This window comes from Nocardia sp. NPDC055050 (assembly GCF_053608345.1).
This window is the reverse complement of record NZ_JBSGVG010000001.1, coordinates 1-22,360: the sequence shown is the minus strand read 5'-3', so window position 1 is coordinate 22,360 and position 22,360 is coordinate 1. Positions and strand designations below refer to the sequence as shown.

The window sequence follows — 22,360 nt, the reverse complement described above, 5'->3', positions numbered from 1 at the left end:
GGTGGGTGGGTTGGGTTCGTCTTCACGGGGTCGGCTCGGGTGCGACGGGCTGATCTGGGCGGGCGCGGTCGATACAACCGTGTTGCGTGGAGCACACCCGCTAGTGTGGGGGCCGACGTTTGTCTGCCACCGAACCGAATGCGAGCCCCGACCGTGCGTGAAGTCCTCCTACTCTGCTGGCGTGACACCGGGCACCCACAGGGTGGCGGTAGCGAACGGTATCTGGAGCAGGTAGGCGCCCAGCTGGCCGCGCGTGGCATCAAGGTCACCCTGCGTACGGCGGGGTACCCGGGCGCCCCCAAGCGTGAGCGGATCGACGGCATCGACATCAGTCGCGCGGGCGGCCGCTTCACCGTCTACCCCCGCGCGCTCGCCGCCATCGTGGCCGGTCGGCTCGGTATCGGCCCGCTGCGCGGCCTGCGCCCCGACGTCGTGATCGACACCCAGAACGGCATTCCCTTCTTCGCCACCGCGACGGGTGTGCCCTCGGTGGTGCTGGTGCACCACGGACACCGTGAGCAGTGGCCGGTCGCCGGTCGCCTGGTCGGGCGGATCGGCTGGTGGATCGAATCCACGCTGTCCCCGCGCGTGCACCGCGACAACCAGTACCTCACCGTGTCGCTGCCGTCGGCCGAGGAACTGTCCGCGCTCGGTGTGGACCGTGAGCGCATCGCCGTGGTCCGCAACGGTGCCGAACCGGTCCCCGCCGCGGTCGTCCCCGGCGACGACGCCACCCGCGCCACCCACCCGCGCATCGCGGTCCTGTCGCGCCTCGTCCCGCACAAGCAGATCGAAGACGCCCTCACCGCGGTCGCCCACCTGCGCGAACGCTTCCCCGACGTGCACCTCGACGTCATCGGCGACGGCTGGTGGGCCCCCAACCTGCGTGCCTGCGCCGACGCACTCGGCATCGCCGACGCCGTCACCTTCCACGGCCACGTCGACGAACGCCGCAAACACGAGATCCTCTCGACGGCCTGGGTCCACGTGATGCCCTCGCGCAAGGAAGGCTGGGGCCTGGCCGTCATCGAAGCCGCCCAGCACGGCGTCCCCACCATCGGCTACCGCAGTTCCCGAGGTCTCACCGACTCCATCGTCGACGGCGTCACCGGTCTGCTGGTCGACGACGCCCCCGCCCTGGCCGCGGCCGCCGGCGACCTCCTGGCCGACCCGGATACCCGCCTGGTGATGGGCGAGAAGGCCAGGGCCCGTGCCAACGAGTTCTCCTGGGAACAGACCGGCGCCGGTGTCTTCGAGGTCCTCGCCGCCGCCGCGCGCGGCCGCACCGTCAGCGGATTGGTCTCCCCGGCCCGGGTCTAGTCGACTCGGTTACCCGCTGCCTCTCGATCTGCTCGCCGGGCGCCCGTCCGGTCCGGGCGCACGGCCGCGGCAATAAGTCCGGTGAGTAGCAGGGCCGCCCAGAGCAAGTGGGCCGCGGCGGAGGTTCGGCGCTGGGCCGGGGTGGCGATGTCGAGAAGGGTGGGGGAAGGCACGCGGTAGAGCGCCAGGTCTTTGTCCTGATACGTCAATTCGGCCGTGGTGAGAGTTTTCTCGGAGGCGCCGAGCGGGCCGGGGGTGGTGCGTTCGATCAGGATCCAGCCGACGCCGAGGGCCGCTAGTTCGGTGGCCGGGGCACCTTCGAGGAGCGCTTGCTCGACGGTCCGGGCGCGGTTGCCCTCTCCGGTCACCGCGTAGCCGCGAACTCGGAGTTCGCCGGTCTGCAGGACATCGTTGGGGAGGATGCGGGGAGCCGGGTCGAGGACGGGAGCTGTTCCGCTGTACGGGAATCGGCGGAACATCCCGGCGGGAAGTACCGCTATGTCGCCGGGAGCATCGATGTGGTCGACCACCTGTTGCCAGCCCGCGGGGTAGTGGGCGGGGCGCACGGCGCCGCCGACTCCCCAGGCGAGGTCGGCCAGCGGGAGGGTGAGCAGAAGAATGAAAAGGATTGCGGCGGGGCGAAATCCGGTCCGGCCATCACGAATCTCCGGCTGCCCGTTGGCGGCAGAGGCTTCCGGGTCGTGCGCCAGTACTCGGCGGGCCGCCACGGTGACGGTTCGGCACGCGGCCGCCGCGCACAGCGCGTAGGCGGGCATCGCCAACGCCACGTACTTCTGCGTATCCCGCAGCAGTCCGGCCCCGGGAACGTGCACCACCAGCCATTCTCCGGCGGCCAGCCCCCAGCTGGTCGCGCCGAGGGCGGGCAGCACGATCGCCACCGCCGCGATCACCAGCAGCGCTCGCCCGTCACGTCCGAGCGCCCATACCGCCCGCACCCCGCACGCGACGATGCCGAGCAGCAAGAGTGTGCCGAGCAGGGCGAGCGGGGTCGTGCGGCTCGCGGGGACCGCTTCGCCGTTCCAGATCCCGCCCAGCCCGGCGAGGCTGCCGAGCGTGCCGAGCCACGGTTCGGCCCGTGCCGCGAACGCCGAGACGCCGGCCGGGTCCGACGGCTCGGCCCCCGATCCGAGCGCGGTCGCGGTCAGCCACGGCGCGCAGGTCACGATCCACAGCGCGACGGCGGGGAGGAAGGCCCGCCGCCCGACCAGCGCGAGCCCGATCACCGCGGCCAGCAACGAGCCGGTCGGCGTCAACCCGGCAGCGGCGAAACTCGCGGTCAGCGCCGCCCATCCACCGAGCGACGCGACGAATCCGAACCGGCTGCCCGGCCCCGCATCGTCGCCGGATTCCGTTCTGCTGGTGGCTGTTCGGATGCGCGCGGCGGCGAGCGCGGTCCACGGGAGGGCGGCGTAACCGGCGAGCAGGCTCCAGTGGCCTTGAAGAAGTCGTTCCGCCACATAGGGATTCCACAGCGCGAGGGTCGCGGCGACCAATTGTGCTCCGGTAGAAGCGGAGACGAGCCGTCGCGCGAGTACCGCGGCGCCGTATCCGGCCGACCACAGCGCGACGATCAGAATCGCCTTCACGAGAATTCCGCCGTCGATCACCGGCGAGAGCACGGCGAGCACGGCGTCCTGCGGAACGGCGCGAGGTGCGGCCGCGCCCACGCCGAGTGCCGAATCGGTGAGGAAGGAACGTGGGGTGCTCACCGCGTCGCGCAGCAGCAGGTAGCCCGATCCGGCGAGCGGTCCGACGATGATCATCGTGAGCAGAGCGCAGTATCCGGCCACCAAGGCCCTTGCTCGCCCGCTACTCGTCACGTCCACGCACCTTACGTCCCGTCGGGCTGCGCCGTGGCCGGGGTCGAATAGGCGCTGTTCGGGGCCGAATCGCTCGAAGGTGAGTCCGCTCGGACTCACATTTTCGGGGTAGGCGTGATGGCGAACACAGTGAAGTGCGACCATGAGGCGTGTCCTCAGTCCGCCGCCCGCCTGTCGTTGCCGATCTGACCTGGGTGACGGCTGGCGCCATGACCGCCAACGTCGCCGGGTACCTGCTGCAATTGCTGGCGGCGAGCTGGTTGGGAGTCGAGGGCTACAGCGAGTTCGCGAGTCTGCTCGCGGTGCAGTTGCTGTGCGCGGTCCCGGCCCTTGCCATGCAGAACGTGGTGGCGAGAGAGGTAGTGCGCGGGGCGTCGCCACGTGCGGTGCGGGCGATGATGTGGCGGTGTGCCGCGTTGGTCGCCGCGGTCGCGGTGGTGCTGATTCCGGTGGTGGCCGTGGTGCTCGACGTGGGCGTGTGGGCCGCTGCCGCCGCCCTCGGCGCGGCACCCGCGTTGGTGATCCTCTCGGGTGAGCAGGGAATTCTGCAGGGCGGCAATCACTTCCGCGCACTGGCCACCGTGCTCGCGATGGCGGGTACGGCCCGGGTGGCGCCCGCGCTGCTCGCACTCGCGCTGGGCGGTGGTGCTGCCGGTGCCCTGTGGGCGGGGGCCGCGGGCATCGTCGGCGCGGCGATCGTGGCCGGTCGCATCGCGCGCTCGACGACCGAGTCGGCGGATCCGCCGACCGATGACAGCGGCGATGCCGGAAACAGCCGGGAACCGATGACGAAGACCGTCGGCGTCCTTCCCGTGTTGCGTGCCGTGCAGGTGCAGGCGGCGCTGATGGCGCTGTCCTCGGTCGACCTGATCGTGGTCCGCATCGTCCTCGACGAGGTCGACGCCAGCCGCTACTCGCTGGGCACCATTGCCACCAAGATCGCGTTCTGGCTGCCGCAGGCGGTCGGCGTCGTGCTGTATCCCCGGATGGCCCAGCCCACCCATTCCGCCCGTGCGATCCGCGACGCCCTCTCGGTGCTCTCGGTGATCGGCGTCGTCGCGGTGCTGGGCGCCGCGCTGGCCGCTCCCTTGGCCCCCCTGTTCGCCGGCGCCGACTATGCCCCCATCCAGGGCATGCTGTGGCTGTTCGCCCTGCACGGTGCGATCCTGGCGGTCCTCCAGGGCGCTCTGCTCTCGGCCATCGCGGTCGAACGCACCGCCTTGGCGGCCGTCACCTGGATCGGCCTGGCCATCGAGGTGACCCTGATGCTCGCCTTCGCCCGCACGATCGAATCCCTGATCGGCACGGCTGTCTCCGTTGCGGCGGTCACCACCACGATCGTCGCCGCCGTCGTTCTTCGCGCGGCCCGCAGCCACCCCGCTCCGGCCGACTCGGTCCTGCACTGACCGAACCGGCCGGTTCGGCGGAGGTGTCCCGGAAAAACACAACAGCCCCGGCCGAAGACCGGGGCTGTTGTAGAGCGTGTCCGCCTAGGGACGCTTGTCGATGTCGATCTGCTCGGTAGGCGCGTCGTAGTCCCCACGGGGGAACTGCGTGGTCGGCGCGTCGTCGCCGTCCCACCGAGTAGTCGGGGTGTCATCCGGCGCGGCGGTGGGCGCGGGCGTCGGACGCGATCCCCGCGGACTCGCATGAGCCGCGGTGCCGCCGCCGCGCAGTCCGAGGAACAACCCCGCCAGCAGCGCCAGTACACCCAGCACGCCGAACACGATCGGCACCACGCGCCCGAACAGCGAGAGCTTGTCGGTGTTCTCCTTGGCGATGGCGATCTGCGACTCGACGGTCGCCTCGTCGAACACCAGGTGCGACTTCAGCGCGGTGACCTCGGGCTTGTCCCCGGACCGCGCGTAGAACAGGTGGATCGATTCCCCACCCTTGATCACGGTGCCGGTCTGCGGCTCGACCCACAGGTCACGCACGTTGGTGTAGTAGCGCGTCATGGTGACCGGGGTGTCGCCACCCTCCACGCCCCACTTGGCGGCGGGCAGGGTGAGCCGGTTGGTCGGCGACTGCACGACGTCCCAGGTGCTGGTGACCGGCGCCTCCATCTGGAAGCGGTACACCTTCATGTTGTTGATCTCGGTCTCTTCGATGAAGTTCGCGTCGAAGGACTTTCGCACGTTGATGTCGAAGTACGGGTAGGTCTTCTTCTCGGTGCCGATCGGGAAGCGGTAGCCGATGCCGGTGTGCTGCACCGGCTCCATGACGCTGCCGTCCTTGTTCACGGTCACCGCGATCGACCCGTTGGGGTCGGTGTCCACCGGCATGCCGGTGGTGCGCGAGATGGTGACGCGGTCGATGGCGGCGGTGAGCAGGCCGGTATCGCCCTGCACGTCGGTGCGCCGCAGTGTCTGGCCTGCCTGCAGCGTCATCTCGTCGGCGTCGGAGGGCTCCTCGACGGTGACGAAACGCTGGGAGATCAGCGGCACATCCTTGTTCACCACGGCGGCACCGTCACCGGAGGTCAGCGACTTGGAGTCGAGGACGAGGCTCTCCTCGCCCTTCTGGTTCTCCGCGATCGTCGTGATCTCGAGATCGAGTGGAGTCTTGGCGACTTTGCTCACCGTGTAGGTGGGGATCATCAGCGCGGCGACGAGTAATGCCGCGCCCAGACCCACGAGCACGCAGGCGACCGTTCTTCTGGTACCGGCACTCAGTGCCATGCAAACTCTCCTCGTCGTTCGAACACGGATGGCCCGGTGGTCTGGTATTGCACCACAGGCACTCGTGAGCCCCGACACTAACAGCCCAGGCCGCGAAGGTGCGGTGCTGTGCCGTGGAAATCGCCGACACGGCAGACTGGACCCCGATGACGACCGCCACCGCCCCCGTTTCGCGCCCGCGCGCCTTCATTCCCGCCCTCGAAGGGATGCGCGGGATGGCGGCGCTCGGTGTGCTGGTCACGCACGTCGCGTTCCAGACCGGAACGACCGGGGTGCCGGTCCTCGGCCCGATCCTGGAACGCTTCGATATGGCGGTCGCGGTGTTCTTCGCGCTGTCGGGTTTCCTGCTGTGGCGCCCGCACGCGGCGGCCGCGCACGGGCACGGCCGCGCACCGCGGACCTCGCGCTACCTGTTGCACCGGGTGGCCAGGGTGATGCCCGCGTACTGGGTCGTCGTCGTGTTCGTGCTGCTGTTGCTGCCCGGCGCGGCGCATTCGGCGAACCTGCGGGTGTGGGTGTCGAATCTGTTCCTGCTGCAGGTGTTCGTGCCGTTGACATTGACCGATGGGCTCACCCAGATGTGGAGCCTGTCGGTGGAGATGGCTTTCTACCTGGTGCTGCCGGTGCTGGCCTGGCTGGTCGTGCGACTGCGCGGCTCCGCGGCGCGGTGGCGGGTGCCGGTGCTGTGCGGGCTGGTCGCGGTGAGTCTGACCTGGAATCTGTGGCCGATCCCGACGCCGGAGGCGATCCACGCCGACAACTGGCTGCCCGCCTACCTGCCGTGGTTCGCGGCGGGGATGCTCCTGGCGGAACTGATCCACCTCGTGCGACCCGAGGTCCGGTGGGCGCGAGTGCTGTCGAGTCAGCCGCTGATGTGGGCGGTGGCGCTCGCCGCGTTCCTGCTCTCGGCGACCGAGTTCGGCGGCCCGGCCGGCCTGGAACGCGCGCAACCGTGGCAGTACGCGATGAAGATGGCACTGGGCATGATCTTCGGGTTCTGTCTGCTCGCACCCCTGGTGCTGCGGCTGTCCGGCGCCCCGCACCGCTGGCTGGAATCGCGCACCGCCGCGATGCTCGGCCGCTGGTCCTACGGCATCTTCCTGTGGCACCTGGTGGTGCTCACCGTGGTCTTCCCGGTCTTCGGCATCGTGCCCTTCAACGGTGACTTCCTCTACGTGATCACCCTGACCACCGCGCTCACGCTCCCGTTGGCCGCCGCGAGCTTCGCCCTGATCGAGGAACCGGCCCGCCGCTGGGCGGCCCGGTGGGATCGGCGGACCGGGTCCGCGCGAGTCGACGAACACCGGCTGGAATCGGCGCGGCGTCCGGCGGTGCGCTGAGTCGCGCTCAGCGACGGCGGGGGAGCGCCGCCACCCCGACGGCGACGACGGCGATGACGGCCGGTGCCTGGGCCAGCAGCGAGCCGCCCATGTATTCGGTGCCGGAGCGCCAGGTCCCGGTCGACAGTGCCGCGGCCGAGGCCAGCGTCCCGAGGCCCGCGAGCCAGGGCAGGGTCCGCTCCGTCAGCGCGGGCCGGAAATAGTTGCAGCCCAAGGTGATCAGTGTGAACGCCGCACCGAACGGCCCGGAGATCACCGCGATCACACCGGTCAGCCCGATCGCCGCGACCCAGCCGACACCCCAGGTGCTCGGCGCCGGCCCGGCGTCGGGCACGGCACGTCGGCGCGGAACGGCGAGCAGTACCAGGGGGATCAGCAGCAACAGCCCGCCGAAGATCGCCAGCCGATACCAGCGGTCCGCCGGGAACGAGACGGTGATCTCCCCGTTCGTTCCGGGCGGAACGAGCCAGGCCTGCTGCCAGCCGTCGACGACAACAGGCGACAGCTCCTGTCCGTCGGCGGTGTGCGCCTGCCAGCCGACGTTGGTGCTCAGCGGAAGGACCAGCAGTTGAGTGCCCGGCTTCTGCTCGGTCGGGTCGGCGGGAGTAGGTGCGGCTGAGGTGGTTTCGCCCGGGTTGGAGGGTTCGCCGGTTTCGCCGGGGTTGCCCGAAGTCTTGTCCGTCGGCGCGCTGGACGCGCCGGGGTAAGGGTCGGTGCGGGGGAGGCGGAGGCGGTCGACGGTGAAGAGTTCGGTGGGGACCACGGTGAGGTCGGGACGGCCGGGGAGCAACTCGATGTCGGCTGCGTCCTCGGGGCAGGCACGCGCGGAAACCGGTGCACCCGAACGGAGTTCGTCGGCGGTGGCGGTGATCGTGGTGTGCACGGCGCGTCCGCCGATGGCGATCACCGGGCCCGCCTCGCAGCCGATGGTGATGAGCCGGTCGCCGGGAGCGTGGGCGGGATACTCGGGACCGAGCACGTCGACCTCGGCCAGGCCCGCGGGCTGGGTGAGAACGAAGCCGAGTGCGGTGCGGTCGAGCACCTCGTTCCAGCTCTGGATGCTGATCTCGATGCGATCGGTCTCGGTGGGGTACAGCGAGATTCGGGCCGGTTCGCCGTGGTCGCGTTCGGGCAGTTCGCGGATCTGCGGGCCGTTGCCCAGGTTCACCGCGACGGAGGTCGCCGTCGCGGGCAAGCCGCCGAGCGCGGTGGTGATGTCGAGTCCGGTCACCAGTGTCGGTTCCGGAAGTTCCAGTACCAGCGTGGGTTTGCCGCCCGCCGGTTCACGCACGGTGGACTCCGGTGCGGTCCAGGTCGTCTTCGGATCGCCGTCGGTAGCGGCGAAGGCGGCGCCGCGCAGGTCGGCGACATCGGCCTGACCCCGTGCCACCGGCCTGGTCGGGTCGGTGAGCAGCGCCTCCAGCGCGGGCCCCGGCCGGGTGCGCACAGTGAGGTCGGTGCCGACGGTGAGTGGTTCCGGCACCGACAGCGTGCGCCCGAAGACGCCCGGCTCCTCGGCGGGCAACCCGAGCCCCTTGCTGCAGTGCACGCGGTCGGGGCCGTCGAAACAGTTACCGCGGCCGGGGAATTCCTGTCCGAGATCCCACCCGCTGACGACGGTTCCCGCGGCCACCTCGGGCAGCACGACCCGGTGCCGGATATCCACGCGCTCCGGCGCTTCCCGGTTGGAGTAGTCGTCGAGCGTGAGTTCGCTGATCCCGAATTGCCCGCCACGAGTGCCTGTTTCGGTGCGAGCGGCGCTGATCATCACCCAGTCGGATTTTCCCGCGGGCAGCGCCACGGACACGGGCTCACCGGGTTCGGTGATCCGCGCCGACACTGTTCCGCGCGAGGTGCGGACCTCGACCCACTTCACCGGATCACCCAGCGCCGCCGCCGTGGTGGTGAAACGCAGCGAGCCGTTGGCGATCGGCTTGTCGAGGTCGAGTCGAATCCATTGCCCGAGAGCGGATTCGGAGCCGTTGCTGATCCACGCGGTGCTCGGATCGCCGTCCACGGCGGCCGCGGTGGAGCTGCCGGGCGCCGCTCCGCCGATCTGGGTGGCATCGGCGGCGGAGCTGGACGCGGTGACCTTCGCGCCCGACCATTCGCCCTGCACGAGTTCGGCGCCTTCGACCGGGTAGTCGGGGACCAGGTTGTGGGTGCGCCGGGCGTCGTCGGCGGCGCGGACCGCGGAGTTGTGGTTGTCGACCCGGCCGAAGTCGGACTCGCGATCCATCGGGGTGTCGGTCAGCAGCACGGGCCGCGGAGGTAACCCGGCGCGTCGCGCGTCGGCGTCGAGAAGCACCGGCGCCGTGGGGTTCCCCGCGTCGCGGCGCACCCGCTCCAGCACTTCGGGGCCACCCTGGACAACAGGGGTCGACTCCAGCGGGACGGTGTACGCGCCGGGGAACCCTGGCGGCGCGCCGGTGCCGCTGCGCACGTCGACGGGCGTGCCGGGCGGCGGTACGTCGACCCGGTAGATCTCGACGGCCGGGTAGGCGGGCTGGAGATCGTTGTCGACCACCAGTCCCGCATCCGCCGCGCGCGGCCCGATGTTCGCGCCGAACGAGGTCACCCTGGTGAGGCCCGGCGAGCCCTCGATCGCGCGGTGCGCCAGCATCGGACGCGTCGAACGCGAGGTCTCGGGGTCGAGGTCGTTGCGCAACACCAGGATTCCGATGCCCTGGTCGGCGAGGGTGGCGGCGAGGCCGGTCGACGGCCTGCCGTCGGCGATGAGCCGCTGCACCGAGTCCATCGCGCGAATCGTGCCCGGCGGGTTCAGGGGAACCGAATCGCGCACGGCCCAGGGGGTACTGGCCAGGGCTTGCAGCGGCTCGTCGCGGGTGAGTCCCCAGATCTGGCTGCCGAACGGCGCACCGGGTACCACCAGTGCGCGGGTGTCGACGGCGTTGTCGGCCAGCCAGTCGGCGGTGTCGGTCCAGTAGGCGGGCACCCGGTCGTAGGCGCCGCGCGGGGCGAGCCGCCCGGTCCACGCCAGTGAGGTCGCGAGGGTGAGCGCGGCCAGGACCAGCGCGGCGACCGCGACGAGCCGGTCGCGTTCGGGATGGGCGAAAGAGCTGCGCCACACCGGCATCGGCACGGAGGCGGGCAGGGCGACCCGGCCGAGCAGATGCGCCAGCCCCACCACCAGCGGCAGCCGGATCAGCGGTTCGAGCTTGTGCACATTCCGCAGTGGCGCACCGCCGGAGTCGAGGAAGATCCGCACCGATTCGGCGAACGGCCCACCGAGTGTGCCGACATATCCCGCGCAGATCCCCGCGAGTCCCACGCACAGGATCAAGGCGAACCTGCCCCGACAGGGCATCGTCGACCGCGCGAGTCCGGCCATCCCCGCCGCGGCGAGCAAGCCGGTCGCGAGCACCGCGGCGGGCTGGGTCACCAGCACCGCGCCGGCGATTCGTTCGGGCGAGACGAACGGCGTCCAGCTATCGGTCCCGCGCAGCACCTCGCTCAACGCGGCCCACTGCGTCGTCACCCCGGACGACTCGATGAAGTCGAGGAACGGCGGACTCACCTTGCCCAGCAGCAGCAGCGGTACGACCCACCAGAACGTGGCGAGGACCAGCAGTGGAATCCACGCTCGGGTGAACCGCCACCACTGCCGATTCGGCCGATAGGTTGCCCACCACAGTGCCGCGGGCAGGAACGCCGCCACGGTCGCGACAGCGTTCACCGAACCCATCAGCGCCAGCGCCAGCGCGCTTCCCGCCGGTGAGAGCGGACCGCCGCGCCGCCGTTTGATCGCGGTGCCCAGTGCCGCCGGCGCGAGCAGCACCCACGGAGCCAGCATCATCGGCAGGGTTTCCGAGGAGATCGAGCCGAGCGTGGTCAGTACCCGCGGCGACAACGCGAACGCGATGCCCGCGATCACCCGTGACCCGCGCGAGCCGATGCCGAGCGTTTCGCACAGCTTGACGATTCCCCAGAACCCGGCGAGCAGCAGCAGCGCCCACCAGACGCGCTGGGTGACCCACGCGGGCAGGTGCAGCAGGTGCCCCGCGGAGAAGAACGCGCCGTGCGGGAAGAAGTAGCCGTAGGCCTGGTTCTGGACCTGGCCCATCGGGGCCTGGCTGCTCCACAGGTGCGACGCTCGCGCGAGGAAACCGAGGGGGTTCTGCGCGAGGTCGTATTTGGTGTCGGCGACGGTGAGGCCGGGCGCCTGCGCGAAGGTCAGTACGAAGGCGGCTACTACCGAGCCGACGAGCCAGCGCCAGCCCAGTGGCGCCTTGTCCGGTTGCCCCGATGCGGGGCGCGACGCGCGGGCGTCGGCGTCAGCGGCTGCCGTATTCAGGGGCGTTGAGCAGCGACGAGTCTTTGTCACCGCTGCGGTCGATCGAGGGCGCCGTGTTCTGCTGCACCGCCGCCGTGATGGCGAAGACGGCGATCGCGCTCAGCAGGGCGCCGCCGACCGCGCTGGCAACAGCCGGAACAGCAAACTTCATCGCGCACTCCAATACGCTCGACGACGGGGCCTGTCTCCGGCCAACCTAGCAGGTCTACCGGGCTCGGTCAGTCGTTGGGCAGCTCGCAACGCAGGGCGCTCAGCAGGGTGCGAAGTTTGACGGTCGTCTCGGCCAGCTCGGCGCGCGGATCCGACGCCGCGACGATTCCGCCGCCCGCACTCGCCCGCAGCGTCCGCCGATCGGCGGAGAGCTCGCCGCCGCGAATCGCCACGACCCATTCGCCGTCGCCGTCGTCGCCGCACCAGCCCACCGCGCCGCCGTAGAAGCCGCGTCGCGGTTCGTCGGTCGCGATCGCGTCCAGGGACGCGGTGAACGGGGTGCCGTTGACGGCGGGGGTCGGGTGCAGCAGCAGGGCCAGGTCGAGGGCGGTGGTAGACGGGTCACGCAGCACGCCGTGAATGGGAGTGGCCAGGTGCCAGACCTGTTCGGTGCTCAGGAGCTCGGGCGCGTCGGGGATGCGCAGTTCCGTGCAGACGGGGGTCAGTTGCTGCCGGATCCAGTCGATCACGAAGGCGTGCTCGTCGTGATTCTTCGTGCTGGACAGCAGTTCGCGCGCCTGGGCCGCGTCATCGGCCGGATCGGTGCGGCGAGGCAGGGTTCCCGCCAGCGGATTCAGGCTGACGCGGTCGCCGTGCCGCGCGACCAGCACCTCGGGTGTCGCCCCGATCAGCGTCTCGCCGGATCGTCCCGCCGCGGACAGGTCGACCGCGTACACCGCGGCATTCGGATGCCTGGTGAGCAGATGTGCCGCCAGTACCTCGGGATCCAGCGGCGCGTCGGCCTCCAGCACGATCGACCGTGCGGCCACTACCTTGCGCAGCTCGTTCGCCGGGTCACCCAGTTGCTCGACCAGCTTCGTCACACGCGCGACATGTTCTGCCGCACTGGGTATTTCGGCCACCACGCGGACACCGGGCAATTCCGGGAGCGCCGCGGGTCGCCACGGTCCCGCCGTGTGTAGCACCGTCTCCGGTTGCCAGAGCGCCGCGGGTTCGCGCGGATCGAAGGGGAGCGCTCCGACGATCAATGTCGGTGCCGCGCCGGACGAGTCGTGCTGTTTCTCGGCCGAATCGGTGACGTGGTCGGGCCGTTTCTGCCACGCACGCAGCGCCGCCACTGCCTGCCGAGGGTCGGAGTACGCCTGGCGCACCCCTGACGTCCGCAACACCGCGTCGGGTCGAGCGAGCAGGAATTCGTTCATGGTGCTTCGACCATAACGCCGCCGATGTGGCGCCGATCCGGGAGAGCGACGGAACTCTCACCGCGCGACGGCGCCACGAAGTTCCGGGGTGGCGAACCGCTACTGCTCCGGTGGCACCAGGAAGACCGGCCGGTGCCCGTGCTTGAGAACGGCCTCGGCGACGCTGCTGTGCAACAGCGCGCGCAACCCCGTGGCACCGCGCGTACCGGCCACGATGATGTCGACGTCGAGCTCATCGGCGCAGTCCACAATGGTGTTCCAGATCGTGGTGGTGCACTCGGCGGTGCGCGGTTCGGCGTCGATTCCGGCCAGTTCGGCCAGGTGCACGCCCTCGGCGTTGATCTTGCGGGCGTCGGAGTAGGCGATGTCCTCCACCTCCTCGTCGGGCACCCAGTCCGGCTGCATCACCCCGGCGAGCCCGGAGATGCGCGCGGCCTGGCGCACCATCGGTTCCCATGCGGTGAGCAGAATCGCGCGTTCGGCGGTCAGGAATCGTCCCGCGTACTCGATGGCTCGTTTGGCGTGTTCGGAACCGTCGTAGGCGATGAGCATCCGATCGCATGCCATGACGACCTCCTGCGCTGGTCGGAGCAGCTTTTCCCTCAGGTTACCCGCGGATGTGTGTATCAATCCGAACCACCGTGGTGGGGTTCGCGCCGGGAGCGGGCTACCGTGGAGCGCATGCGGAAATCGCCTGTGGTCGTGTTCGCAGTCCTCGCCGCCGTTGCCACCGCCTGTTCGGGAGGTTCGTCGAACGAGACGACGCCCGCGGCGGGTAGCAGCGGAGTGGCCGCCCCCTCTGCCGCCGGAGAGCCGAGTTCGCCAGGGTCGGCGACTCCGACCCAAAGCAATTGCGGCGCAGACTATCTCGCCAAGCTCTCCCAGCGGGAGAAGCTGGCCCAGCTGCTGACCGTCGGCATCACCGGTTCGGCGGACGCGTCGAACGTGGTGAGTTCGGAGCAGGTGGGCGGCATCTTCGTCGGCAGCTGGACCGATCCGAGCCTGCTGGACAAGTCGGCGCTCGACGCGGTGAAAGCGCAGGCCAAGGTCCCGTTGATGGTGACCATCGACGAAGAGGGCGGGCGGGTCTCGCGCGCGAAGAACGTGATCGGCGCCGCGCCGTCGGCCCGTGAGATCGCGCAGACCCAGACCCCTGAGCAGTACTACCAGTTCACGCTGACCAGGTCGAAGGCGCTGAAGGATCTGGGCATCACCGTCGATTTCGCTCCCGATGTCGATGTGAGCAGCCAGCCCGACGACAGTGTGATCGGCGACCGCTCCTACAGCGACGACCCGAAGGTCGTCACCGAATTCGCGGGCGCCTACATCCGCGCGGCCAACGAGGTGGGCCTCGGTTCGGTGATCAAGCACTTCCCCGGCCACGGCTCCGGTTCCGGTGACTCGCACACCGGCGCCGTCACCACCCCGCCGCTGGACCAGATGCAGAACACCGACCTGGTGCCGTTCCGTGAGCTGGTGAACTCCGGCGCGGCGGTGATGGTCGGCCACCTCGACGTGCCCGGCCTGACCGAGCCCGACGTGCCCGCCAGCATCAGCCCGGCCGCGATGACGCTGCTGCGCGAGGGCAAGGGCTACGGCGCCGCCCCCTACGACGGCCCGATCTTCACCGACGATCTCAGCGGCATGGCCGCCATCACCGCCCGGATGTCCATCGCCGACGCGGTCGAGGCCACGCTCGTCGCGGGCGCCGACAATGCGCTGTGGATCAGTAGCGATGCGGTGCCGCAGGTACTCGACCGTTTGGAACAGTCGGTCGCGAGTGGCAAACTGCCCGCCGACCGGGTCGACACTTCCGTACTGCGGATGGCGCGCTACAAGGGCGTAGCGCTGGGCTGCTGATCGCACCCGGCGACTGTGCGGCAAATGAGCGCGGGTGAACTTACCTTGGAGTAAGATAGGTGGTTCACCCTGCGGTAGGAGAGTGGATGGCAGGCGGGACCAAGCGACTTCCCCGGGCAGTTCGCGAGCAACAGATGCTCGATGCCGCCGTCGAGGTATTCGCACGCAAGGGCTTCCACGACACGTCGATGGATGCGATCGCCGCCGAGGCGAAGATCTCCAAACCCATGCTCTACCTGTACTACGGCTCCAAGGACGAGCTGTTCCGCGCCTGCATCCAGCGCGAGGGTCTGCGTTTCATCGAGGCTGTCGCGCCCGCGGGTAACCCGCAGTTGACCCCGCACGAACAGGTCCGCACCGCGCTGGAGGGTTTCCTCGATTTCGTCGACCGCAATCGGCAGTCCTGGCAGGTTCTCTACCGTCAGGCTATCGGTCAGCAAACTTTTGCCGCCGAAATCGACAATGCCCGTGAGCGCGTCATCGAGCTCACCGCGAAACTGCTGGAATCCAGCGCCAAGAACGCCGACCCCGGCACCAATTTCGAGGTCGTCGCGGCGGCGGTGATCGGTGCGGGTGAGGCCATCGCCGACCGGGTCGCGAGCGGGCGGATCGAAGTGGCCGAGGCGGTCGACCTGCTCGACGATCTGGCCTGGCGCGGTCTGGCCGGCCGGAAGAAGATCGACTAGCGGTTGCGCCCGGCCCCGTCGGCTGCGATCGTGCACGGTTGACGTTTCACGACAGACGGGGTGGCAGTGTTCGGTGTGTTGAAGCCGTGTGCGCACGGCGCGGCGAAATATGGCATCGATCCGGGGCAGTGGCAGGCACACATGTGCGGGCTGTGTCTGGGTCTGCGAGACGGGCACGGTCAGTTGGCCCGCGCCGCGACCAACACCGACGCGATCGTGCTCAGTGTGCTCACCGAGGCGCAGTCGGGCGCGAGTGCGCGCACGAGCGCCGGTCCGTGTCCGCTGCGCGGGATGAAGCGCGCGTCGGTGGTCGCCGCGAACGCGCCGGGTGTGCGGTTGGCCGCCACGGCGTCACTGCTGCTGGGCGCGGCCAAGATCGGCGATCACGTCGAGGACGGGGACACCTCCGTCCTCACCCGCCGACCGATGCGGCGGGTGTCGAACGCCTGGGCCGCGCGAGCTCAGCAGCAGGCTGATCTGATCGGGCTCGATGTGGGGCCCATGCTGACCGCGATCGCCACCCAGTCCTCGATGGAGTCCCGCGCGGCGGTCGAGGTGATCACGCTCGAGGAACTCACCGGGCCGACTCAACTCTGTGCCGCGACCCTTTTCGGGCACACCGCCACCCTGGCCGGGCGTCCGGAAAACGTTGCGGCCCTTCAGGAGATCGGTCGGCACGTCGGCCGCATCGCGCATCTGGCCGACGCCATCGAAGACCGCGAGCGCGACCGCGCCCGTGGCCGTTTCAATCCGCTGGAGGCCACCGGCACGGATATGCCCCGCGCCTACGATCTGTTGCGCGAGAGTGAATCCCGCATCCGGCAGGCCGCGTCCGAGGCCGAACTCGACCAGCTGCCGACGGTGCGCTGGGCGCTGCTCGATCCGCTGGCGAGCCTGTTGCGCAGCCTCGGCCGAGGTCTCGGCATCGCGGTCGGCCATGCCTGCCGTACTTCAGTTACGGCGCAACAGCATTCGCCGTACGAGTTCCCGTCCCCGCCCGGACGGCGCCCGGGCAGACCGGGGCCGTTCAAGGCGAGTGGACTCGTGCTCGGCGTCTACTGCACCGGCATGGCCTGCTGCGTCGACCACACCAGCCCGTGCACCGGCGAACAGAAGGACGCCTGGGCGAAGAAATGCGACTGCGGCAGTTGCTGCGACTGCGGTGAGTGCTGCGGCAACTGCTGCGGCGAGGACTGCTGCTGCGGTGACTGCAGCTGCGATTGCGGCTGCTGACGAAAAAGGCTCGCGCGGTGGCGAATCCGCCTACCGCGCGAGCCTTCTGCTATCGAACCCCTACTCGCACTTGACGATCGGGATGGGGTCGTACTTCACGGTCCGCGTGTGCCGCGACACCTGCGCGCCGGACTTGGCGTCGGTGATCACCCTGGTGTCGGAGATGGTGAAGCCGGGCGCGCCCTCGGAGGCGATGCAGTCCTTGCCCTTGGGCAGCACGACCTCGTTGGGTTCGGTCGGCTTCGACTTCTCACCCGTAATCGATTCCACGTTCACGGTTTTGGTGCCCCACAGCCGCACGGTGATCTCGGAGCCGGTGGCGACCGCCTGGATGTAGACACCGGTCGTGCCGGTATTGCGGAACGCCAGGTCGATCGCGCCGTCGAACACCGTCGCCTCGCGCGCGGCCGGGTAGCGCGAGATGTAGTAGCTGTGCTCGGTGTGTCCGCCGTCTTCCATCCCGGCGAAGTAGGCCGCGTTGTAGAGCGTGGTGGCGAACTGGCTGATGCCGCCGCCGACTGCGGTGCTCGGCCTGCCCTTGTCGATGATGCCGGACTCCACATAGCCCTCCGCCGCGGTGCGCGGGCCGGTGAACTCGTTGAGCGAGAACGTATCTCCCGGCTTGACCACCGCACCGTCGACCTTGGCGGCGACCGTGCGGATATTCACCCCGGAGGGGCCGCTGAAGCCGCCGGTGGTGAACTGGCCGATCGTCTCGTTGACCCCGAGCGCGTTCGCCGCCTCGGTGGTGAGCTTGGGCTCGATGCGCTGATACACCACCGGGCTGGTGCGCGGGCCCGGCTGTGTGAGCAGGGCGGGCAGCTTCTCCAGCGTCTTGGGCCAGTCCACCTTCTCGCCGACCACGGCGGGCACCACGGTCGGTTTGCCCGCGCCGACGGTGAAGGTGGCGTCCTTGGGTTCCACCTCGGACTTCGCCAATTGTGGTGCGAGCAAGGCGATGACGGCGTCGTTGTTGAACTGGGGTGCCAGTCCGCCGTTGCCGTCCGGCACGAAACCGAGCACGTCGGCGATCTGGCCGCCGGTCAGCGTGGCCTGAACATCCTTGCCGGACACAGTGATCGGTGACGCGACGGCCGGTGTGGCGATGTCGCGCACCGCCGCCTGCACGGCGTCGGCGCGCACGGCGACCGGCGCGGCCACCACGGGCAGATCCAGTTGGCTGGTCGCCGCCCAGCGGTCGGTGATCGTGGTGCGCGCGGCCTCGGTGTCGAGCACCCGGCCCGGCACCGGCGCGACCGCGACCGGCCTGCCGTTCTCGAACCGCACCGTACCTTCGACAGTCGGATTGTCGTGGACGCGGAAGCTCTCGAGCTGTGCGTCGAGGGCCGCGGTGTCGACGGTGCTCGACACCGGAACCTCGCGGGTGCCGAAGAGTGAGATCAGTCGGCTCACCGGGTTCAGCGGCTGGCTGCCGACGGCGTCCCAGGTGCGGTCGTAGTCCACCGACAGACCGGCTGTGGCGGGCACCATGCTGGCCTGCACATCGCCGATCCGCACGGGAAGGGGTCGCTCGGCCTTGGGCCCGAGTTCGGTGTGCAGCAGCGCGTCGGCTTCGGCCTGGTCCATCCCGCCGATGTCGATACCGGCGACGACGACGCCGCGCGCCACCTCACCCGTGCTCAACGCGAGGTCGGCCAGGTAGGCGGCGGTCCCGACGGCCAGCACGGCGCCGACCGCGATCCCGATCCGCTTGACCAGCTGCTGGTTGCCCGGCGGGGCAGGCGGGGGTGGGCCCGCCGGGCCGGGGGTGGGTGACCAGCGATCGCGGGTCACGGTGTTCAAGGGCTGCGTAAGGGCGGTGGTGTCCGGATCGAAAGTGCGATTTGATTCGAGCAGCTTGCGTAATCCGACCTCGCCCCTTCGGTCGGCCGGTTGTCCGGCGGTCGACTCGCTGGGCACGGAGGTCCTTCCGTTAGGTTGGCCCCGAATGTTTGCGGGGTCCGGCCCGAGGGTAACGCGCTTCGGCGCGCTCGGCAGCTCGGTAACCGGGTGGGGGCAGCAGAAAGGCTCCGCGTAGTTGCCGGGTCGGGGGTCTGGCAACTACACGGAGCCGATCTGTTTATCGGGGCGCGGAGCGGGGCGTTACAGCCCATTCGGAAGAATTTCGGCGCGCGGGCCGACGCCGCCAGGACCGACGACCCGGCGGCGCGAGACAATCGGGGTGAGACTCGACACCACGGACCGGACGAACGAGGAGAACTGATGCAGCTGGGAATGATCGGCCTCGGCCGGATGGGTGCCAACATCGTGCGCCGGATCGTGCGCGACGGGCATACCGCCGTCGGCTACGAGCGTCACCCAGGGCCGATCGCCGAGATGGAGTCCGAGCTCGGCGGCAAGTTCCGCGGCACGACCGACCTGGCCGAGTTCATCGGCATGCTCGAGGTGCCCCGCGTGGTGTGGGTGATGATTCCCGCCGGTGCCACCGGCAAGGTGATCGAGGACGTCGCCGAGCTGCTCGAGCCGGGCGACATCATCATCGACGGCGGCAACAGCCGCTACCACGAGGACATCAAGCGCGCGAAGGCATTGGAGCCCAAGGGTATTCACTACCTGGACATCGGCACCTCGGGCGGCGTGTTCGGCCTACAGCGCGGCTATTGCCTGATGATCGGCGGAAACGCGGCCCAGGTCGACTACCTGGAGCCGCTGCTGGCGACCATCGCCCCCGGCTACGAGTCGGCCCCGCGCACCCCTGGTCGCACCGGTGAGCCGTCGCAGGCCGAGAAGGGCTATCTACTGTGCGGTCCGCACGGCGCGGGTCACTTCGTGAAGATGGTGCACAACGGCATCGAATACGGCGCGATGGGCGCCTACGCCGAGGGTCTCAACATCCTGAAGCACGCCAACGCGGGCTCGGAGTACCTGCACGGTGAGCACTCCGCGGAGGAGACGCCGATGGAACACCCCGAGTACTACATGTACGACCTGGACATCCCGGCTATCACCGAGGTGTGGCGTCGCGGCTCGGTGGTGGCCTCCTGGCTCCTCGATCTCACCGCGTCGGCCCTGGTCAGCGACCCCGACCTGGACTCCTACAGCGGCCGCGTGTCCGACTCCGGCGAAGGTCGCTGGACCATCGACGCCGCCATCGACACCGCGGTCCCCGTCCCGGTCCTCTCCGCCGCCCTCTACCAGCGCTTCTCCTCCCGCGGCCAGGCCCTCTACGCCGACAAGATGCTCTCGGCCATGCGAAAGGCGTTCGGCGGCCACAACGAGCTGCCGCAGAAGTAGCCCCCTAGACGCCCGTAACCGGCCTTTCGTCGCCAGACGGAGGCCGGTTGTCGCGTTTCCGGGTCGAATCGAGTGGATCGAAAATCCTCGGATGCTACCCGTGCCGGAGAGTAAAACAATGATGTTCCACAAAATAAGAACACGTTCTTCTTTTCCAGGACAAGCGTCCAGTCGGACCTATACCTTGTGGTCAGAGGGGGGAAAGCCCACCTGATGAGGAATTCGCCCCGGTCGTCTCGCCCGGGGCTTTGGAGGAAAAGCATGTTCCGGACTTCGCGTATCGCCGCGGGCGTCGCCACCACCGCCCTGGTCGTCGCCGGTGTCGGTGTCGGCCTTGGATCCGGCGTCGCCGCCGCCGACGCCAGCTGCGCGGTGAGCAGTCACGCGCAGAAGAAAGACGCGAGCACCGTCGGCGTCACCCACGTCTACGACAAGATCGCGAGCGCCGAGCAGATCGGCGTCGGCACCTCGGTCACCTACAAGGTGATCGTGGGAACCACCGGGATCGGTAACCCGTACGTCAACACCATCACCGACTTCCCGCCGGTCGGCTTCGGCGCGCCGACCAAGGCCACCATCACCGCCTATCACGCGATCGGCGGCCAGGTCACCGAGGACGTCACCGCCGAGCCCAACGCGGGCGGCTGGAAGGTCACGAGCACCGGCTGGTTCGTCAACTCGGGCAACCCGGTCACTCTGACCATCACCTACCCGGTGCCGAGCAGCGTCAAGACGGGTCAGATGGTCACCAGTGGTGGCGTCGGGGTCGCGGGCACCGTGGGCGTCGGCAATGAGATGCCCGGCCTCACTGCCTGTTTCACCGCGCGCGGCGCCAACGCCGGCGAGACGGTGATCGGCAGCCTCGGTGACAACGGGCTGGGTTCCGATGATGGCCAGCTGAGCTCCACCGGCTCGCTGAGCGACATCATCTCCGACGTGCTGGGCGATCTGATCGGTAGCTGATCGTCTGGCACCTGGTCGCCGGGACGGTCTCGCGCTGCCGTCCCGGCGAACCATTCTCTGTGTGGCGCACTCTTTTCGAACTCTGTGAGGACTCGTGTTCCCCTGTAAGCGGACGGTGCTGACCGCGCTCGCCGTTGTCGCGCTGTCGGTCGTCGCCATCGGAACCGCCGGTGCGGACGGATCGCGGCTGGATCGGATCGAGCGGCCCGGCCAGCGGCAGCAGACGCTGCACGTGTACTCCGCGTCCATGGACCGGGTGATCCCGCTGCAGGTCATCACGCCGCACGACACCAGCGCGCCACGTCCGACGCTGTATCTGCTCAACGGCGCGGGCGGCGGTGAGGATATCGCGAACTGGTACAACCAGACCGACATCGTGCAGTTCTTCGCCGACAAGAACGTCAACGTCGTCACGCCGGCGGCGGGCGCGTTCTCGTACTACACCGATTGGCTGCGCGACGATCCGAAGCTCGGCCGCAACAAATGGCAGACCTTCCTCACCGAGGAACTCCCGCCGATCATCGACGCCACCCTGGGCACCACCGGCGTGAATGCCATCGCGGGCCTGTCGATGTCGGCCACGGCGGTGCTCAACCTGGCCATCGCCGCCCCTGATCGTTACCGCGCCGTCGGCTCCTACAGCGGCTGCGCCTCGGTCGACGATCCGGTCAGCCGCGCCTATATCGATTTCGTCCTCGCCCGCGGTGGTGCCGACCCCGCCAACATGTGGGGCCCGCCCGGCGACCCCGCCTGGCGTGCGAACGACGCCTACCTCAACGCGGAACGCCTGCGCGGCAAGGCGATCTACCTGTCCAGCGCCAACGGGCTCCCCGGCGCCGCCGAAACTCTCCCGCCCGGAGCGACGCCAGGAAAGATCATCGGCATGACCGACCAGATCCTGCTCGGCGGCGCCATCGAAGCCGCTGCCAACCAGTGCACCCAGCGCCTGGCTGCGCGCCTGGCGGAGCTGAACATCCCCGCCCACACCGAATTCCGCCCCGCCGGCACCCATACCTGGCGGTATTGGGAACAAGATCTGCACAACTCCTGGCCACTTCTCGCCGCCGCTATCGAAGCGAACTGACAGTGCGGTGTGCAACTCGAATGTCTTGTAGCACTGAATAATTCGAGGTGTCAAGCCCATGGAAGCTATAGATAACGCTCGTATCGAGGCACCCGATGTGGTTATCAGCTTCGCTCAGTTTTCCATTGAAAGGCTTGTTATGCACCGTCGAATGATCCGAGTCCTTGTTGCCACCGCGGCTGTCGCCGGTATCGCCGCGGGCGCGCCAACAGCGCTCGCCGCCCCCGCGCAACCGACTGTGGTAGCCGAATCGGGGTCCGCCGGAACCGGTTCCGCCGCGATCGACATTCCACTCGGCTTCCTCAAGCTCATTCTCTGCGGGCCGTGGGCGTCCACGGAGCCGCACCCGAACCCGACGTGCCGCTGAGGTCTGACAACGAAACGGCGGGTGTTCTCCGAAGAATCGGAG

17 protein-coding genes are annotated in these 22,360 nt (G+C 69.3%); 10 read left to right on the top strand and 7 right to left on the bottom strand.

The window, feature by feature from the left end; all coding sequences use genetic code 11:
* Positions 1-153: 153 nt before the first annotated feature.
* Positions 154-1,320 carry a glycosyltransferase family 4 protein gene (locus ACWGCN_RS00085; protein WP_452449582.1) on the top strand — a complete coding sequence of 389 codons (1,167 nt, stop codon included), beginning with the start codon at positions 154-156 and terminating at the stop codon, positions 1,318-1,320.
* Here the strand turns inward: ACWGCN_RS00085 and ACWGCN_RS00080 are convergent.
* The gene (locus ACWGCN_RS00080) at positions 1,317-3,161 is read right to left on the bottom strand and encodes a hypothetical protein (protein ID WP_452458017.1); all 1,845 of its coding nucleotides are present in this window, start codon (positions 3,159-3,161) and stop codon (positions 1,317-1,319) included. The two genes, ACWGCN_RS00085 and ACWGCN_RS00080, sit on opposite strands and share 4 nt — an antisense overlap.
* 209 nt (positions 3,162-3,370) lie before the next feature.
* On the opposite strand from ACWGCN_RS00080, the gene ACWGCN_RS00075 reads away from it, so the two are divergent.
* Positions 3,371-4,567 carry a polysaccharide biosynthesis protein gene (locus tag ACWGCN_RS00075; RefSeq protein WP_452458018.1) on the top strand — a complete coding sequence of 399 codons (1,197 nt, stop codon included), beginning with the start codon at positions 3,371-3,373 and terminating at the stop codon, positions 4,565-4,567.
* Between the two features lie 84 nt (positions 4,568-4,651).
* On the opposite strand, the gene ACWGCN_RS00070 is transcribed toward ACWGCN_RS00075, so the two are convergent.
* A complete protein-coding gene (locus ACWGCN_RS00070; RefSeq protein WP_452458019.1) occupies positions 4,652-5,842 on the bottom strand; it encodes a DUF3068 domain-containing protein in 1,191 nt (396 codons plus the stop codon).
* 146 nt (positions 5,843-5,988) lie between these two features.
* Between ACWGCN_RS00070 and ACWGCN_RS00065 the strand changes: the two genes are divergently transcribed.
* Positions 5,989-7,182, top strand: a complete 1,194-nt coding sequence (locus tag ACWGCN_RS00065; protein ID WP_452458020.1) for an acyltransferase family protein — start codon at positions 5,989-5,991, stop codon at positions 7,180-7,182.
* A gap of 7 nt (positions 7,183-7,189) precedes the next feature.
* On the opposite strand, the gene ACWGCN_RS00060 is transcribed toward ACWGCN_RS00065, so the two are convergent.
* From ACWGCN_RS00060 to ACWGCN_RS00045, 4 genes are all read right to left on the bottom strand, one after another.
* Positions 7,190-11,527: an alpha-(1->3)-arabinofuranosyltransferase gene (locus ACWGCN_RS00060; protein ID WP_452458021.1), complete on the bottom strand. Its 4,338-nt coding sequence runs from the start codon at positions 11,525-11,527 to the stop codon at positions 7,190-7,192.
* The gene (locus tag ACWGCN_RS00055; RefSeq protein ID WP_022566695.1) at positions 11,478-11,648 is read right to left on the bottom strand and encodes a DUF2613 domain-containing protein; all 171 of its coding nucleotides are present in this window, start codon (positions 11,646-11,648) and stop codon (positions 11,478-11,480) included. Before ACWGCN_RS00055 ends, ACWGCN_RS00060 begins: the two co-directional genes overlap by 50 nt.
* 67 nt (positions 11,649-11,715) lie before the next feature.
* Positions 11,716-12,870 carry an isochorismate synthase gene (locus tag ACWGCN_RS00050; RefSeq protein WP_452458022.1) on the bottom strand — a complete coding sequence of 385 codons (1,155 nt, stop codon included), beginning with the start codon at positions 12,868-12,870 and terminating at the stop codon, positions 11,716-11,718.
* Positions 12,871-12,969: 99 nt separating this feature from the next.
* The gene (locus ACWGCN_RS00045) at positions 12,970-13,437 is read right to left on the bottom strand and encodes a universal stress protein (RefSeq protein WP_378989194.1); all 468 of its coding nucleotides are present in this window, start codon (positions 13,435-13,437) and stop codon (positions 12,970-12,972) included.
* A gap of 114 nt (positions 13,438-13,551) precedes the next feature.
* On the opposite strand from ACWGCN_RS00045, the gene ACWGCN_RS00040 reads away from it, so the two are divergent.
* The 3 genes from ACWGCN_RS00040 to ACWGCN_RS00030 all read left to right on the top strand — a co-directional run bounded on the left by ACWGCN_RS00040 (position 13,552) and on the right by ACWGCN_RS00030 (position 16,649).
* Positions 13,552-14,730, top strand: coding sequence for a glycoside hydrolase family 3 N-terminal domain-containing protein (locus ACWGCN_RS00040; RefSeq protein WP_379311883.1), 1,179 nt, complete (start codon positions 13,552-13,554; stop codon positions 14,728-14,730).
* Between the two features lie 86 nt (positions 14,731-14,816).
* Positions 14,817-15,416: a TetR/AcrR family transcriptional regulator gene (locus tag ACWGCN_RS00035; protein ID WP_378989192.1), complete on the top strand. Its 600-nt coding sequence runs from the start codon at positions 14,817-14,819 to the stop codon at positions 15,414-15,416.
* 60 nt (positions 15,417-15,476) lie between these two features.
* Positions 15,477-16,649 carry a DUF5685 family protein gene (locus ACWGCN_RS00030; RefSeq protein ID WP_452528937.1) on the top strand — a complete coding sequence of 391 codons (1,173 nt, stop codon included), beginning with the start codon at positions 15,477-15,479 and terminating at the stop codon, positions 16,647-16,649.
* A gap of 60 nt (positions 16,650-16,709) precedes the next feature.
* Here ACWGCN_RS00030 and ACWGCN_RS00025 read toward each other — a convergent pair whose 3' ends face one another.
* On the bottom strand, positions 16,710-18,569 hold the full coding sequence (locus tag ACWGCN_RS00025) for a VanW family protein (protein WP_452460435.1): 1,860 nt from the start codon (positions 18,567-18,569) through the stop codon (positions 16,710-16,712).
* Between the two features lie 303 nt (positions 18,570-18,872).
* Here ACWGCN_RS00025 and gnd point away from each other — a divergent pair, with 303 nt between their 5' ends.
* From gnd to ACWGCN_RS00005, 4 genes are all read left to right on the top strand, one after another.
* Positions 18,873-19,904 (top strand): phosphogluconate dehydrogenase (NAD(+)-dependent, decarboxylating), encoded by a 1,032-nt coding sequence (gene gnd / locus ACWGCN_RS00020; RefSeq protein ID WP_378653866.1) that lies wholly within the window; start codon positions 18,873-18,875, stop codon positions 19,902-19,904.
* Positions 19,905-20,165: 261 nt separating this feature from the next.
* Entirely contained in the window at positions 20,166-20,867 is a 702-nt protein-coding gene (locus tag ACWGCN_RS00015) for a hypothetical protein (RefSeq protein WP_378989189.1), read from the top strand.
* Positions 20,868-20,982: 115 nt separating this feature from the next.
* On the top strand, positions 20,983-21,951 hold the full coding sequence (locus tag ACWGCN_RS00010) for an alpha/beta hydrolase (protein ID WP_452460437.1): 969 nt from the start codon (positions 20,983-20,985) through the stop codon (positions 21,949-21,951).
* A gap of 151 nt (positions 21,952-22,102) precedes the next feature.
* Complete coding sequence (locus tag ACWGCN_RS00005; protein WP_452460436.1) at positions 22,103-22,318, top strand: hypothetical protein; 216 nt, start codon at positions 22,103-22,105, stop codon at positions 22,316-22,318.
* Positions 22,319-22,360: the final 42 nt, after the last annotated feature.